Source organism: Mesorhizobium sp. WSM4817, assembly GCF_055811135.1.
In genome coordinates, this window is sequence record NZ_JBVVQQ010000014.1 from 42,648 (window position 1) to 56,841 (window position 14,194).

At 62.5% G+C, this 14,194-nt stretch carries 17 protein-coding genes; 7 read left to right on the forward strand and 10 right to left on the reverse strand.

The features are described 5' to 3' along the window. The first annotated feature begins 62 nt into the window (after positions 1–62). The 4 genes from ttcA (at position 63) to AC0L2K_RS19635 (ending at position 3,574) form a co-directional block, all read left to right on the forward strand. Complete coding sequence (ttcA, locus tag AC0L2K_RS19620) at positions 63–950, forward strand: tRNA 2-thiocytidine(32) synthetase TtcA (RefSeq protein ID WP_473532088.1); 888 nt, start codon at positions 63–65, stop codon at positions 948–950. Continuing rightward, complete coding sequence (locus AC0L2K_RS19625) at positions 940–1,767, forward strand: inositol monophosphatase family protein (RefSeq protein WP_128173170.1); 828 nt, start codon at positions 940–942, stop codon at positions 1,765–1,767. The genes ttcA and AC0L2K_RS19625 overlap by 11 nt, the downstream gene beginning before the upstream one ends. Positions 1,768–1,907: 140 nt before the next feature. Continuing rightward, positions 1,908–3,086, forward strand: a complete 1,179-nt coding sequence (gene ppaT, locus AC0L2K_RS19630) for a pyridoxamine--pyruvate transaminase (RefSeq protein ID WP_473532089.1) — start codon at positions 1,908–1,910, stop codon at positions 3,084–3,086. An 86-nt stretch (positions 3,087–3,172) separates the two neighbouring features. Then, positions 3,173–3,574, forward strand: a complete 402-nt coding sequence (locus AC0L2K_RS19635) for an energy transducer TonB (protein WP_023798255.1) — start codon at positions 3,173–3,175, stop codon at positions 3,572–3,574. Between the two features lie 13 nt (positions 3,575–3,587). On the opposite strand, the gene AC0L2K_RS19640 is transcribed toward AC0L2K_RS19635, so the two are convergent. The 5 genes from AC0L2K_RS19640 to AC0L2K_RS19660 form a co-directional block, all read right to left on the reverse strand. Continuing rightward, positions 3,588–4,832, reverse strand: coding sequence for a multidrug effflux MFS transporter (locus AC0L2K_RS19640; RefSeq protein WP_128173183.1), 1,245 nt, complete (start codon positions 4,830–4,832; stop codon positions 3,588–3,590). Between the two features lie 110 nt (positions 4,833–4,942). Next, the gene (gene grxD / locus AC0L2K_RS19645) at positions 4,943–5,278 is read right to left on the reverse strand and encodes a Grx4 family monothiol glutaredoxin (RefSeq protein WP_023798253.1); all 336 of its coding nucleotides are present in this window, start codon (positions 5,276–5,278) and stop codon (positions 4,943–4,945) included. Between the two features lie 174 nt (positions 5,279–5,452). Then, positions 5,453–5,686, reverse strand: a complete 234-nt coding sequence (locus tag AC0L2K_RS19650; protein WP_023798252.1) for a BolA/IbaG family iron-sulfur metabolism protein — start codon at positions 5,684–5,686, stop codon at positions 5,453–5,455. 80 nt (positions 5,687–5,766) lie between these two features. Beyond that, positions 5,767–8,007: a phosphoribosylformylglycinamidine synthase subunit PurL gene (gene purL / locus AC0L2K_RS19655; RefSeq protein WP_128173184.1), complete on the reverse strand. Its 2,241-nt coding sequence runs from the start codon at positions 8,005–8,007 to the stop codon at positions 5,767–5,769. A gap of 143 nt (positions 8,008–8,150) precedes the next feature. Beyond that, positions 8,151–9,563, reverse strand: a complete 1,413-nt coding sequence (locus tag AC0L2K_RS19660) for an aminotransferase-like domain-containing protein (RefSeq protein WP_473532090.1) — start codon at positions 9,561–9,563, stop codon at positions 8,151–8,153. 120 nt (positions 9,564–9,683) lie between these two features. Here AC0L2K_RS19660 and AC0L2K_RS19665 point away from each other — a divergent pair, with 120 nt between their 5' ends. Beyond that, on the forward strand, positions 9,684–9,902 hold the full coding sequence (locus AC0L2K_RS19665) for a DUF1127 domain-containing protein (protein WP_473532146.1): 219 nt from the start codon (positions 9,684–9,686) through the stop codon (positions 9,900–9,902). Between the two features lie 144 nt (positions 9,903–10,046). On the opposite strand, the gene AC0L2K_RS19670 is transcribed toward AC0L2K_RS19665, so the two are convergent. From AC0L2K_RS19670 to purC, 5 genes are read right to left on the reverse strand one after another with little or no spacing between them, the layout of a single operon-like run. Continuing rightward, positions 10,047–10,463 carry a hypothetical protein gene (locus AC0L2K_RS19670; protein ID WP_128246630.1) on the reverse strand — a complete coding sequence of 139 codons (417 nt, stop codon included), beginning with the start codon at positions 10,461–10,463 and terminating at the stop codon, positions 10,047–10,049. A 45-nt stretch (positions 10,464–10,508) separates the two neighbouring features. Then, positions 10,509–11,177 carry a phosphoribosylformylglycinamidine synthase subunit PurQ gene (gene purQ / locus AC0L2K_RS19675; RefSeq protein ID WP_023798248.1) on the reverse strand — a complete coding sequence of 223 codons (669 nt, stop codon included), beginning with the start codon at positions 11,175–11,177 and terminating at the stop codon, positions 10,509–10,511. Next, entirely contained in the window at positions 11,174–11,428 is a 255-nt protein-coding gene (locus AC0L2K_RS19680; protein WP_023798247.1) for a hypothetical protein, read from the reverse strand. The genes purQ and AC0L2K_RS19680 overlap by 4 nt, the downstream gene beginning before the upstream one ends. Before the next feature lie 18 nt (positions 11,429–11,446). Continuing rightward, entirely contained in the window at positions 11,447–11,689 is a 243-nt protein-coding gene (gene purS / locus AC0L2K_RS19685; RefSeq protein ID WP_473487968.1) for a phosphoribosylformylglycinamidine synthase subunit PurS, read from the reverse strand. Between the two features lie 42 nt (positions 11,690–11,731). After that, positions 11,732–12,526, reverse strand: a complete 795-nt coding sequence (gene purC, locus AC0L2K_RS19690; RefSeq protein ID WP_023798245.1) for a phosphoribosylaminoimidazolesuccinocarboxamide synthase — start codon at positions 12,524–12,526, stop codon at positions 11,732–11,734. A 277-nt stretch (positions 12,527–12,803) separates the two neighbouring features. Here purC and AC0L2K_RS19695 point away from each other — a divergent pair, with 277 nt between their 5' ends. Then, positions 12,804–13,124 (forward strand): DUF1476 domain-containing protein, encoded by a 321-nt coding sequence (locus tag AC0L2K_RS19695; RefSeq protein WP_027154189.1) that lies wholly within the window; start codon positions 12,804–12,806, stop codon positions 13,122–13,124. Between the two features lie 207 nt (positions 13,125–13,331). Further along, on the forward strand, positions 13,332–14,105 hold the full coding sequence (locus tag AC0L2K_RS19700; protein ID WP_473532091.1) for an HpcH/HpaI aldolase family protein: 774 nt from the start codon (positions 13,332–13,334) through the stop codon (positions 14,103–14,105). Positions 14,106–14,194 lie beyond the last annotated feature (89 nt).

Here is a 14,194-nt window from a genome sequence, read left to right on the forward strand (position 1 = left end):
TTTCGATTTTCGGGCCGATGCGCTACTCCGGGCAGCAACAAGGATTTTTGGGCCGCCGCGCCATGAACATGCTGCCAGAAACAATCGAACCGATCACTGACGCCGCAGGCGGCTTTCATCCGCTGTTTGCCGATGTGCCGTCCTCCGTCGAATTCAACAAGCTGCGCAAGCGGCTGCTGCGTCTCGCCCGTCAGGCGATCGACGATTTTTCCATGGTCAGGCCCGGCGATCGCTGGCTGGTCGCCTTGTCCGGCGGCAAGGATTCCTACGGCCTGCTTGCGTTGCTGCTCGACCTCAAATGGCGCGGGCTGCTACCGGTCGACCTGCTGGCCTGCAATCTCGACCAGGGCCAGCCGAACTTTCCAAAGCACATTCTGCCCGATTACCTCAACACATACGCCATTGCGCACCGCATCGAATATCAGGACACCTATTCGGTGGTGACCGACAAGCTTCCCCAGGGCAGCACCTATTGTTCGCTGTGCTCGCGGCTCAGGCGCGGCCATCTCTACCGCATCGCGCGCGAGGAGGGCTGCTCGGCTTTGGTGCTCGGCCACCACCGCGAAGACATTCTCGAAACCTTTTTCATGAACCTGTTGCATGGCGGACGCCTCGCCGCCATGCCGCCAAAACTGCTCAACGACGACGGCGACGTCATGGTGCTGCGGCCGCTCGCCTATTGCGCCGAGGCCGATCTCGAAAAATTCGCCGGCGCCATGAAGTTCCCGATCATTCCGTGCGATCTGTGCGGCAGCCAGGACGGCTTGCAGCGCAATGCGATGAAGGCGTTGCTCGACGACCTGGAAAAGCGCATGCCCGGCCGCAAGAACACGATGATCCACGCAATGACCAATGTGCGGCCCTCGCATCTGCTCGACAGAAAGCTGTTCGATTTCGCCGGACTCAACGAAACCCTGACCGCAAGGCAAGACGTTCCCGATGACATTTGACGATACCGCGATCGACTGGCTCGCCACGCTTCTGTCCGACGCTGCCATTGCCGAGATCATGCCGCGCTTTCGCCGGCTGGATGAGGGCGACATCCGCCAGAAGACCTCGGCAGCCGATCTGGTGACGGAGGCCGATGTGAGTGCCGAGCGGCTCATCACCGTCAGGCTGCGTGAGCGCTACCCGCAGGCGATGATCGTCGGCGAGGAAGCCTGCTCCGACGACCCGGCGCTGCTCCAGGGCCTCGGCGAAGCCGATCTCGCCTTCGTCATCGATCCGGTCGACGGCACTTTCAATTTCGCCTCCGGCGTGCCGCTGTTCGGCGTCATGCTGGGCGTCGTGGTGAAGGGCGAGACCGTCGCCGGCATCATTCACGATCCCATCGGCAAGGACTGGCTGATCGGCGCCAGCGGTGCTGGCAGCCACATACGGCATGCGCATGGCACTTTGGAGAAGGTGCATGTCGCCGAGCCTGCGCCGCTCTCGCAAATGACCGGCGCGGTTTCCTGGCAATATATGCCCGAGCCGGAACGGTCACGGCTGGCGCGCAACCAGACGAAATCCTTGTCGCAATTCGGCTATCGCTGCGCGGCTCACGAATACCGCCTGCTGGCGAGCGGCCACGCCCACTTCATCGTCTACAACAAGCTGATGCCGTGGGATCATCTGGCCGGTGTGCTGATCCATGCCGAGGCCGGTGGTTACGCCGCGCGTTTCGACGGCAGCACCTATCGGCCGTCGCATGTCGGCGGTGGCCTTCTTGTCGCACCGGACGAAGCAAGCTGGCGCGAACTGCGCCGGGAACTGTGGGCGGAATAGGCCGTTTGGCATCGGCCGGATGAAGCCAGCCGAGGATTGTGGCGCCGAGCTGATGCATTCGCACGACATGGAGAACTTCAAGACTTATCGGACCGGCAGGCAGTTCTACGGCTGATCGCCGCCGATGCGGAGACAAGACCATGCGCTATCTCGAACACGCCGAACCGGTCATCACGCTTACTGCCGGGCCGGTGAACGCCTATCCCGACGTGCTGCGCGGCCTCGGCCGCACCGTGCTCTACGATCACGACCCGGCGTTCCAGCTCTTTTACGAGCGTGTGGTCGACAAGGCGCAGAAGGCGATGCGGCTGTCGAACAAGCCGGTCATCCTGCATGGCGAGCCGGTGCTTGGCCTGGAGGCGGCGGCAGCCTCCCTGATCACGCCCGACGACGTCGTGCTCAACCTTGCCTCGGGAGTCTACGGCAAGGCGTTTGGCTATTGGGCGAAGCGCTATTCGCCGCATCTGCTCGAAATCGAGGTGCCCTATAACGAGGCGATCGACCCGCAGGCGGTTGCGGCAATGCTGGCAGCGCATCCGGAAATCAGCATCGTTTCCGTCTGCCATCACGACACCCCGTCGGGCACCATCAACCCGATCGACGCCATCGGCGCGCTGGTTTCGGCGCATGGCGCCTATCTGATCGTCGATGCCGTTTCGTCCTTCGGCGGCATGAAAACGCATCCGGAGGACTGCAAGGCCGATGTTTATGTCACCGGCCCGAACAAATGCCTCGGCGCGCCTCCTGGTCTGACGATGATGGGCGTCAGCGAGCGGGCCTGGGCGAAGATGAAGGCCAACGAGGCAGCGCCACGCGGATCGATGCTCAGCATCGTCGACTGGGAGCATACGTGGTCGAAGGACAAGCCGTTTCCGTTCACGCCGTCCGTCGCGCAGATGAACGGGCTCGACGTCGCGCTCGACCTCTACCTCAACGAGGGACCGGCGGCGGTGTGGGCGCGCCACGCGCTCACCGCCAAGGCCATGCGCGCCGGGGTCGCCGCCATGGGTCTGTCGATCTGGGCGGCCAGCGACATCATCGCATCGCCGACCACGACCGCTGTCAGGACACCCGAAGGCATCGACGAGGAGGCGCTTCGCCAGGCCGCACGCGCCCGCTACGGCGTGGTGTTCTCGTCTGGCCGCGGCGAAACATTGGGCAAGCTGACGCGTATCGGCCATATGGGCCCGACCGCCCAGCCGATCTATGCGATCGCGGCGCTGACGGCACTTAGCGGCGCGATGAATGCATTGGGCGAAAAGCTTGCGGTCGGCAAAGGCATCGATGCGGCGCTCGCCGTTATCGACGCAGACGTCTGAAAGGATCCATCCGCAGCGCTGATACTCGATGGAAGCTTTCGTCGATAAATTCGATTACATTTATCGCGCGAAACCGGAGACCCGAGATGAAACCTCGGTCCGCAATTGTCGCCCTTACCCTTGCCCTGGTTGCCGGGCCTAACGCGGCAACATCGCAGGAGCGCGGCTGTCGCAGTCCCGAACCCGTCGACACCATAAACGAGATGTTCTCCGCGATCGTCGCCTGTTGGGAGCCGCCGCCCGGAACCGCGGGCATGACCCTGACGCTGCAGTTCTCAATTCGCCGAAACGGCACACTTATCGGCAAGCCTCGCGCCACCTACTCCCGTCTGGGGGATGATGGCAGCCTCAACCGGGCTTTCGTCGCTTCCGTCCTCGAGGCCCTCGACAAGGCTCTGCCACTGCCGGTTTCGGACAGGATGGGTGGGGCGATCGCAGGGCGTTTGCTGTTCCCTCGCTTCACCGCAGCGAGCGGGGATGAATCCTGAAAGGCGTTCGGCCTTAAACCGGCGGGTTCTGCGGCTGGAAGAATTTGCCGCGCTCGGCGATCAGCACCATCACCAATGCGCCAAGCGAAACGCTGCAGAATCCGGCGGCCAAGGGCGTCACCGTGCCGTTGAAGGCTTGGCCGATCAGCGTGCCGAGCACGCCGCCGAGGAAGGTCTGCATGAAGCCCAGAATGGACGACGCTGTCCCGGCCAACTGGCCGAGCGGCTCCATGGCGAGCGCGTTGAAATTCGCGCCGAGTGCGCCGAACGGGACCATCGTGCAGGCAAAGAAGGTGATGAAAAGCCAGAGCGGCATCTTCATCTGGATGGAAACGACCAGCCAGGCGAGGCTGATGGCCAGAAACAAGAGCAGCGCGCTTTGCGACAGGCGGCGCATGCCGATGCGGCCGACAAGGCGCGAATTCAGATAGCTCGAAAAGGAGAGCACGCCGGCGATCCCTGCGAAAATCAGCGGGAACATCTCGCCGACGCCGAAGACATCGACATAGATCTGCTGCGCCGAGTTGATGAAGCCGAACATCGCACCGAAGGCAAAAGTGCTGGCGAAGGCATAGCATAGCGCGATGCGATTGGTCAGCACGATGCGGAAACCGCCAAGGACGGATGATGCCGTCAGCGGCCGGCGATATTCGGGATGCAGCGTTTCCGGCAGCCGCAGCAGCGCCCACGCCGACACGATCAGCGCCCCGGCCGCCATGGTGATGAAGATCCAGTGCCAGGAGGCAAACAGCATGATGACCTGGCCGATGCCTGGCGCCACCACCGGAATGGCCATGAACACCATGAAGATCAGCGACATCACCTCAGCCATGCGCCGGCCGTCGAACGTGTCGCGCACGATCGAGACGGCGATGACGCGTGTAGCCGCGGCGCCGATGCCTTGCACCACCCGGCACAGGATAAGCGTGGCGAATGTCGGGGCGATCGCCGCCGCACTCGCCGCGGCGACGTAGATAACCAGTCCGACGACGAGCGGAGCGCGGCGTCCGAAGCGGTCCGAGATCGGCCCGAAGAAGAGCTGTCCGCCGCCAAAGCCGAGAATGTACGCGGCAATCACATACTGGCGGTGGTTTTCATTTTCCACGCCCAGCGAGGCGCCGATCTGCTGCAGCGCCGGCAGCATGATGTCGATGGCCAGCGAGTTGAGCGCCATCAATGCCGCGCACAGCGCGATGAATTCCCAGCGCGGAATAGGCAAGGTGCTTGCCTGTTGCTGCGCTTCTGCATGCTGATCCACGGCAAAGTCCGATCTTCAAACGAAAAAGCGCCGGCGCACCGGCGCATTCATTCGTCTTGTGCCCCGATACCGGGGAGATAATCAGCTTGGCGAAGTGCCCTAAATGTCCGTCAGGCGGCGCCTTTGACGCTGACGCCCTTTTCGACGAGGAACGTCTGCAGTTCGCCTGCCTGGAACATCTCGCGGACGATGTCGCAACCGCCGACGAACTCACCCTTGACGTAGAGCTGAGGGATCGTCGGCCAGTTGGAGTATTCCTTGATACCTTGCCGCAGCTCGGCCGAGGTCAGCACGTCGACGCCCTTGTAGTCGGCCCCGATGTAGTCGAGGATCTGCACGACCTGACCGGAAAATCCGCATTGCGGGAAACCGGGCGTGCCCTTCATGAAGAGAACGACGTCGTTGGCCTTCACTTCGCTGTCGATGTAGTCGTTGATACCGCTCATAGAAAATCCTTTCATGCCCGCGGGAGCCGGGCTCGAAACATACCCTTTCAAATAAACCCATAGGTTGCCTGAAACAAGACGTTTGCCGCCTTGTCACGCAAATGGCGCAAAGGATGGCCTGGGCCAAGAGCATCGGACGGCTATCTTCCCAAGCCAGCAAAGCCCTAAAAAAGCTTATTCCGGCACGCTGGTCTGCAGTGCGAGCGCGTGCAGCACGCCGCCCATATTGCCCTTCAGCGCGTCGTAGACCATCTGGTGCTGCTGGACGCGGCTTTTGCCGCGAAAGCTTTCGGCCACCACTTCGGCCGCATAATGGTCGCCGTCGCCGGCCAGGTCGCGAATCGTCACCTTGGCGTCCGGAATGCCTTCCTTGATCAACCGTTCGATGTCGTGCGCGTCCATTGCCATGCGAGGATTCCTTGTTCAGATCTCATAGATATGATCGAAACGGCGGATGAACCACACCGCAACGACCCCGCTCGATCAAATCAGGGGTCCACGACCTCATTTGCCATGAAGCGAGGAAACCAGGATTCGTGGGCAGCGGTCAATTCGCCGACAGGGATCGCCCGCGCCTCGCCGAGTTTCAGGTCGCTGCCGCCGGTCGAGCCGATCCACGGCGCGAAGATGCCTAGCTTGCTCTGCTCTTCGCGAATGGCGTCCCATTCCTCGCTTTGCGGATCGATCGACAGCGTCAAGAGGTAGCGGCCCTGATCCTCGCCGAACCAGACCGGGATCGGGTCGGTCCCGACCAGGCCGGGGACGGTTGCGCCGATGCCGGACGCCATCGCCATTTCGGCCAGCGCGACGGCAATGCCGCCATCGGAAACGTCATGCGCTGATGTGACGACGCCGGAGGCGATCAGAGTGCGTACATGGTGGCCGACGCGCTTTTCGTGGTCGAGGTCGACCGGCGGCGGCGGGCCATCGGTGCGGCCATGGATGTCGCGCATATAGGCCGACTGGGCGAGATGCGTTCCCCACATCGACGGCGCGCCGACCAGCAGGATCATCTGCCCCTCGGCGGCAAAGCCGATCCGCGCCATCTGGGACCAGTCGGCGATCAGTCCGACGCCGCCGATGGTCGGCGTCGGCAAGATGCCTTGCCCGTTGGTTTCGTTGTAGAGCGAGACATTGCCGGAGACGATCGGAAAGCCGAGCGCGCGACAGGCGTCGCCGATGCCTTTCACGGCGCCGACCAACTGGCCCATGATCTCGGGTCGTTCCGGGTTGCCGAAATTGAGGTTGTCGGTGGCCGCGAGCGGCAGGGCGCCGGTGGCGGTAAGATTGCGCCAGCATTCGGCCACCGCCTGCTTGCCGCCCTCGTAAGGGTCGGCCTCGCAATAGCGCGGCGTCACGTCGGAGGAGAAGGCGAGCGCCTTGGTCGGATGGCCCTCGACGCGCACCACGCCGGCATCGCCACCCGGAAGCTGCAGCGAATTGCCCTGGATCAGCGTGTCGTATTGTTCCCATACCCAGCGACGCGAGGACAGGTCGGGCCCGCCAAGCAGTTTCAGCAGCGCCTCAGCGACATCCGCTTGCGGTGCATCGCCGGCCGCCAGCGGCGCCGGCTTCTTCGGCTCGGTCCAGGGACGGTCATATTCCGGCGCCTGGTCGCCAAGGTCCTTGATCGGCAGATTGGCGACTTCGTCGCCCTGGTGCAGCACGCGAAAGCGCAGATCGTCGGTTGTCTTGCCGACGATGGCGAAGTCGAGGCCCCATTTGTGGAAGATCGCCTCGGCTTGCTTTTCCTTTTCGGGGCGCAGCACCATCAGCATGCGCTCCTGGCTCTCCGACAGCATCATCTCATAGGCGCTCATGCGCTCCTCGCGCACCGGCACCTTGTCGAGGTCGAGCTCGATGCCGAGGTCGCCCTTGGCGCCCATCTCGACCGCCGAGCAGGTGAGGCCGGCAGCACCCATGTCCTGGATGGCGATGACGGCGCCGGACGCCATCAGTTCGAGGCAGGCTTCGAGCAGGCATTTTTCGGTGAACGGGTCGCCGACCTGGACGGTGGGCCGCTTCTCGTCGATCTTGTCGTCGAATTCGGCCGAGGCCATGGTGGCGCCGCCGACACCGTCGCGGCCGGTCTTGGCGCCGAGATAGACGACCGGCAGGCCGACTCCCTTGGCTTCCGACAGGAAGATCGCATCGGTCTTGGCCAGCCCCGCCGCAAACGCGTTGACCAGGATGTTGCCATTGTAGCGCGCGTCGAAATTGACCTCGCCGCCGACCGTCGGCACGCCGAAGGAATTGCCGTAGCCGCCGACGCCGGCAACGACGCCGGCGATGAGGTGCCTGGTCTTGGGGTGGTCCGGCGCGCCGAAGCGCAGTGCGTTCATTGCCGCGATCGGCCGCGCGCCCATGGTGAAGACATCGCGCAGGATGCCGCCGACGCCGGTCGCCGCGCCCTGATAAGGCTCGATGAAGGAGGGGTGGTTATGGCTCTCCATCTTGAAGACGACGCAGTCACCGTCGCCGATATCGACCACGCCGGCATTCTCGCCCGGGCCCTGGATGACCTGCGGCCCGGTGGTGGGCAGCGTGCGCAGCCACTTTTTCGAGGATTTATACGAGCAGTGCTCGTTCCACATCGCCGAAAAGATGCCGAGCTCGGTAAAGCTCGGCTCGCGCCCGACCAGGTCGAGGATGCGCTGATATTCGTCGGGCTTCAGCCCGTGCGCGGCAATGAGTTCCGGAGTGATCGGCACGGAATTGGAAATGGTCATGGGCGGCAATTTATGTCCTTGGGATCGAGTCCCGTCTTATCGCAAGCTTTGCAGCCGATACACCCATCAAGCGACGAAAAACGATGGAAAGGGTGCAGCAAGTAGCGAAAGATCGCCACTCGGCCCGCCGGTTTCAAGCCGGTTCAGGAGAAACTGTCGTAGCCGGCGCGGCCCTCGTCCAGCAGCCGCCGGATCACGCCGACGCCGCCGGCGATGTCCTCTCGTCGCTCCGGCTGTGAAACGCCAAACCGCACGCCGTGAAAAACCTGCTCGGAACGCCCGGCCTTGAACTCGTCCTCGTCGTCGATGAGCACGCCATGTTCGAGACAGGCGTTCTTGAAGGTGCCGGAAAGCCATGGATCGGGCAGGGTGAGCCAGACGAAGGGCACATTGTCTAGTGCGTTGAAGTCGAACCCGGCTAGTGTCTCGCGCACGATCGCCACGCGCGCGTTGATCTCGACGATGCTGCGCTTGCGCATCTCGCTGGCCTGGCCGGACAGAACCAGTCGGCTACACACTTCCGCCAGCAGGAAGGGGAGGCCACCCGTCAGCATCTTGTGAGCGACCCGGATCCGGTGGCGATAGGCCGGCGGACAAGCGAGCCAGCCGCCGCGAACGCCGGCCGCAACCGATTTCGACAGGCCGCCGGCAACGATGGTCCGTTCGGGGGCATATTCGGCCAGGAGCGGCGTCGGGTCGTCGGTCAGATCGCCATAGAGATCGTCCTCGATCAGGATGACATTGTATTCGCGCGCGACGCGCGCGATGGCCTCGCGGCGCGTCGCCGACAGCGTCACCAGTGTGGGGTTCTGTGCCGTCGGCATCAGGAACATCATTTTCGGGTGTTTTTGCGCGCAGACGCGCTCGAAATCCTCTGGATCGAGCCCTTCCGCGTCCGACGTCACCAGCGCGGTGCGGCGGCCGATCAGGCCGGCGCTGCGAGAAATCTGCGAATAGGTGAGGTGCTCGAAGACGATATAGTCGCCGGGCGTGGTCAGCGCGGCAATCGCCGCCATAACCGCGGCATGGGTGCCGAGCGTCGGAACGATGCCATCGGGGCTTGGGCGAAACGAATTTCGCGACAGCCAGCTGCAGCCGGCATCGACCCAGCGGTTGGGAAAATCCCGCGTATAGCTTGAAATCTCGTACGGATGCTCCTGCGCCGTGCGCGAAAGCACATCGGCGACAATGGCGCCCTGGCCGGTATCAGGCGCAGCCGTGCTGTCGAAGCGCAGTTTGCCGCGAGGCGCATCGATATAGCGCGTGCCTTCCACCTGCGGGTCGGGCGCCAGCAGATCGGTCTTGGTGTCATGCCGGCCAAGCACATAGGTTCCGCGTCCGACTTCGCCGCTCACCAGGCCCCGCTCGCGCAACAATTGGTAGGCCCTGCCGACCGTGCCGACGGTCGTGCCGATGTCGTATGCCAGATCGCGCTGCGGCGGCAATTTTGCCCCGGCGGCGATCACGCCACGGTCGATGTCCGTTTCGACGGAATCTGCAAGCCGCTGATAGAGCGGCCCGGAGCCGGCGGAAAGGTCGGGAAGCCAATTTGTCATGGTGACAATTTTCTATATTGCACCGTTTTGAGAGTCAATACATATGTGACCGCGCAACAAATAGGTACAATCTCGAGTTTTGGTAGCAATAAAATGGCTGCAATCGATACAATCCGTTACATGAGAGCTGGATTGCCCGGAGCCCGCCCGTCAGGCCGTCAAGGCTATGTCCGTCGCCTGGTGCGAAGGGTCAGCTCACTTGCAAACCGGATCGGCCGCTTGCTGGATCGCCGGCGCAGTCGGCTGGTCTTGCTGGAAATGACCGACGATCAGCTCAAGGATATCGGCATCTCGCGTGCCGACGCCCATCGTGAGGGTCTGAGGCCGTTCTGGGACTGAGAATACGCGCTGAAATAGAAGACGAGCGAGCCGACAAAACTGCGGCCGGCTGCCATCGACGCTGGAACGGTGATGCAGATTTGCAGGACAAGTGCGGCCAGGCCGATGACCAGACCGGCGACCTGCAGGCAGCGGCTCACTGCCCTATGCAGCCGCACCGCAGGCCTGATTGCCAGCCTGCCAGCGGGCAATGTCCGAGCCGATGCGTGCGCCGAGCGGTTCGGCCATCAGCGGACCGTACACGTCAACCCGGCGTGAATTGCCCTGTGCCTGCACGACCAGCAACGGCTTTCCGCCATAATGCTTGACCGGAACCAGCAGGAAGCGCGGCGTGCCGGTGAACGAATTCAGCTCGTTGGCCATCTGATAGGGCTTGAAAGCGGGATCCTTGCTGGCGATCCAGCATTTGTGCGCGGCGATCGCCACCTGTTCCATGGCAAGCAGCGCCGCACTCTTGCCCGAAGGCGCCGGCGCGTTCTTCGGCTTCGACTGGCAGGAGGCGAGCACAAGGCAGGCGGCGGCGACAAGAGCGAGGCGGGCGATCGTCTGTCTCGGGCTCATGCGGCGCCTATTTCGAATTCGGAAAAAAGATGAACACTGAAGATATCAAGCGGCGATGCCAAGCGCACTTTCGAACAGCGCCCGGCCGTCGCTGCCGCCATGCGCCGCTTCGATCAGGTTCTCGGGATGCGGCATCAGGCCGAGCACATTGCCCTGGCCGTTGATGATGCCGGCAATGTCGTTGATCGAGCCGTTGGGATTGGTGCCTTCGGCATAGCGGAACACGACCTGGCCTTCGCCTTCGAGCCTGCGCAGCGTCTCGGCGTCGGCAAAGTAATTGCCGTCATGATGCGCCACCGGCGAGCGGATGATCTGGCCCGGCTGGTAGCGGCGGGTGAACATTGTGTTGGCGTTGGCGATCTGCAGCTTGACCTGTCGGCAGACGAATTTCAGCGACGTGTTGCGCATCAAGGCGCCTGGCAAAAGGCCGGCCTCGACCAGGATCTGGAAGCCGTTGCAGACGCCAATGACCATCACGCCCTTGGCCGCCTTTTCGGCGACCGCCCGCATCACCGGCATGCGCGCCGCAATGGCGCCGCAGCGCAGATAATCGCCGAAGGAGAAGCCACCGGGAATGGCGATCAGGTCGACGTCGGGGATTTCGGTATCGGTCTGCCAGACCGTGACCGGCGGCGTTCCCGAAATCTTGGTCAGCGCCGCGATCATGTCGCGGTCACGGTTGAGGCCCGGCAGAAGAACGACGGCTGATTTCATTTCGGTTCGTAAGGCCCCTGGGCTTCGGCAAGTCCACGCAATTCGAGACGGCGCTCTATACGTTCGAGACGATCGTCTTGACGGCCAAGAATGCCGTAGATGTTATGGATGTCGCTTTGCGTTGCGACCATGTGACCCCGAATTGCGTTCAACTCCCGCTTCACTTCGGAAACATCTGGTCGAAGTTCAGCAACTTCGTGGTGCACACGCTTCAGGAGCTCGTACATCAACTCGTTCGTGGCTTCAGTCATATACCCTCCGGCAAAACCTCAGGTAATGGCCACACTATAGTTCTCAATCACCGTATTCGCCAGAAGCTTGTCGCACATGGCTTTGAGATCGGTCTCGGCCTTGGCCTTGTCGCTCTCGGCAAGCTCGACGTCGAAAACCTTGCCCTGCCGCACCTGGCCGACGCCGTCAAAGCCCATCCCGGACAATGCGTGTTCGATCGCCTTGCCTTGCGGGTCGAGCACGCCGTTCTTGAGAGTGACGGTAATGCGGGCCTTGATCACGCTGGACATGCTCCTGTTCGACGTATTGAGCGGCAAGAAATCTCAGTGCGGCTTGCCTTTGAGGCCATCGGTCGAGGCGACGAGCACCGGCCCGGCGGGACGCGGCGGCTCGTTCTCGTTCATGATGCCGAGGCGGCGGGCGACTTCCTGATAGGCTTCGACCAGACCGCCCATGTCGCGGCGGAAACGATCCTTGTCGAGCTTGTCCTGGGTCGCCACGTCCCACAGACGGCACGAGTCCGGCGAGATCTCGTCGGCAACGACGATGCGCATCATGTCGCCTTCGAACAGCCGGCCGCATTCGATCTTGAAGTCGACAAGCTGGATGCCGACTCCCATGAACAAGCCGGAGAGGAAGTCGTTGACGCGGATGGCCAGCGCCATGACGTCGTCGATCTCCTGCGGGCTTGCCCAGCCGAAAGCAGTGATGTGCTCTTCAGACACCATTGGGTCGTCGAGCGCATCGGCCTTGTAATAGAATTCGATGATCGAGCGCGGCAGCACGGTGCCTTCCTCGATGCCGAGACGCTTGGCCAGCGAGCCGGCGGCGACATTGCGCACGACCACCTCGAGCGGGATGATCTCGACTTCCTTGATCAGCTGCTCGCGCATGTTGAGTCGGCGGATGAAATGGGTCGGAATGCCCATCCGGTTGAGATGGTTGAAGATGTGCTCGGAAATGCGATTGTTGAGCACGCCCTTGCCATCGACGATTTCGTGCTTCTTCTTGTTGAAAGCGGTCGCGTCGTCCTTGAAGAACTGGATCAGTGTTCCCGGCTCAGGGCCCTCATAGAGGATCTTGGCCTTGCCTTCATAAATGCGGCGGCGATTTTTCATCTGATCTTTTCTCTGGATTTCCGGGCAGGCGGCAAGCGACCAGTTCCTGTCCGTACGCCTAAATTAGTGCGGCAACGGTGGGGGTTCAATGCCGGTGTCTATCCCAATCGCAGTGTTTGCTCAATCGGCAAATCCTTTCAATCACCGCTTTCCGGAATGAAATGCCGCAGCGCAGCAAGTGATGTAGCATATTGACCGGCCCGCGGCCTTTTGGTTTGTGCTGGGCAATACACATATTTCGACTGCCAACCAAATCGGATTTGACCGGAGGGATGCCATGAGCAGCATGAAAGATCGCGAGGAGGGCTTCGAGCGCAAGTTCGTCATCGACGAGGAACTCCGGTTCAAGGCTGCGGCCCGCCGCAACAAGGCGCTCGGCCTGTGGGCCGCCGAAAAGCTCGGCAAGGCCGGGGCCGACGCCGAAGCCTATGCCAGCCAGGTCGTCCTCGCCGATATCGAGGAAGCCGGCGACCACGACGTTTTCCGCAAGATCCGCAAGGATTTCGACGAAGCTGGAGTCGCCCAGTCGGATCATCAGATTCGCCGCACCATGGACGATCTGATGGCGCAGGCAATCGAGCAGATCAAGAACACCTGACCCTTGCTCTGAGCCAATCGACACGCTGGACCAATCGACCGCCTCGCCCCTCCGGGCGGTTTTTCTTTGCCTTTGCAGCTGTTTCCGGCTGAACTGCATTAGAGCGACGTGCATCCATTCGGAAAGTACGAGGTACGCTCAACTTTGACTCCTCGCATCGGGCTTGCCGATTTTGGGCCGATGCGAGGTCGAATAAGGAAGGCGCCCATGTCCCTCAAGTCACGCCTTGTGGCCGATGAAACCTTGTGCACCGCATGGTCCGGCGTGCCTGATGCCCTGACGGTCGAGATTCTTGCCAGACAGGGTTTCGATGCCGTCACGCTCGACATGCAGCATGGCGGACATCATGAGGACAGCGTGCTGCGCGGCCTTGCGCCGGTGCTGGCCGCCAGCAAACCGGCGCTGGTGCGCATTCCGGTCGGCCGCTTCGACATGGCCAGCCGCGCGCTCGATTTCGGCGCCGAGGCGGTGATTGCGCCGATGGTGAATTCGGTGGCGGACGCCAGGCTATTCGCTGCCGCCATGAAGTATCCGCCGCTCGGCGAGCGTTCCTGGGGCCCGACTTACGCCTTTCCGCGTCATGGCAAGGGCGACTATGCCGACTGGCTGTGCGACAGCAACGCGCGCACCATGGCCTTCGCCATGGTCGAGACGCGCGCCGCGCTCGATGCACTCGACGGCATCCTCGACACGCCGGGTATCGACGGCATCTTCCTAGGCCCATCGGATTTTTCGATTGCCTGGTCGAACGGCGCCGCCGTCAACTCGACGCTCGAAAGCATGATGGAAACAGTCGCCTCGATCGCCGAGCGGACGCGCAAGGCCGGCAAGCATGCCGCGATCTACGTCATCGAGCCGGCCATCGCCGGCCGTGTGGTGTCGATGGGCTACCGGCTGCTGGCGATGGGCTCCGAGCATGCGCTGATCGGCCTGGGGGCAAAGACCCTGCTGAAGAGCGTGAGGGACTCGATCAGCGCCTAAAGCGCGTCGCATTGAAGGGAATGTAACGCGCTTAAAGTCTTTGTTTTATGCATGTCGTCCCAAAACCGCTTCGCACCCTCGGGTCAGGC

Coding starts and splice junctions, on each gene's coding strand:
- purL (WP_128173184.1), bottom strand. CDS start 8,007: ATGACCATTTCCAATTCCGTGCCGATCACTCCGGAACTCATTGCCGCG.
- purC (WP_023798245.1), bottom strand. CDS start 12,526: ATGAAAAATCGCCGCCGCATTTATGAAGGCAAGGCCAAGATCCTCTAT.
- AC0L2K_RS19660 (WP_473532090.1), bottom strand. CDS start 9,563: ATGACAAATTGGCTTCCCGACCTTTCCGCCGGCTCCGGGCCGCTCTAT.
- ttcA (WP_473532088.1), top strand. CDS start 63: ATGAACATGCTGCCAGAAACAATCGAACCGATCACTGACGCCGCAGGC.
- AC0L2K_RS19700 (WP_473532091.1), top strand. CDS start 13,332: ATGTCCCTCAAGTCACGCCTTGTGGCCGATGAAACCTTGTGCACCGCA.
- purQ (WP_023798248.1), bottom strand. CDS start 11,177: ATGAAATCAGCCGTCGTTCTTCTGCCGGGCCTCAACCGTGACCGCGAC.
- ppaT (WP_473532089.1), top strand. CDS start 1,908: ATGCGCTATCTCGAACACGCCGAACCGGTCATCACGCTTACTGCCGGG.
- AC0L2K_RS19635 (WP_023798255.1), top strand. CDS start 3,173: ATGAAACCTCGGTCCGCAATTGTCGCCCTTACCCTTGCCCTGGTTGCC.
- AC0L2K_RS19695 (WP_027154189.1), top strand. CDS start 12,804: ATGAGCAGCATGAAAGATCGCGAGGAGGGCTTCGAGCGCAAGTTCGTC.
- AC0L2K_RS19670 (WP_128246630.1), bottom strand. CDS start 10,463: ATGAGCCCGAGACAGACGATCGCCCGCCTCGCTCTTGTCGCCGCCGCC.
- grxD (WP_023798253.1), bottom strand. CDS start 5,278: ATGAGCGGTATCAACGACTACATCGACAGCGAAGTGAAGGCCAACGAC.
- AC0L2K_RS19665 (WP_473532146.1), top strand. CDS start 9,684: ATGAGAGCTGGATTGCCCGGAGCCCGCCCGTCAGGCCGTCAAGGCTAT.
- AC0L2K_RS19680 (WP_023798247.1), bottom strand. CDS start 11,428: ATGACTGAAGCCACGAACGAGTTGATGTACGAGCTCCTGAAGCGTGTG.
- AC0L2K_RS19650 (WP_023798252.1), bottom strand. CDS start 5,686: ATGGCAATGGACGCGCACGACATCGAACGGTTGATCAAGGAAGGCATT.
- AC0L2K_RS19625 (WP_128173170.1), top strand. CDS start 940: ATGACATTTGACGATACCGCGATCGACTGGCTCGCCACGCTTCTGTCC.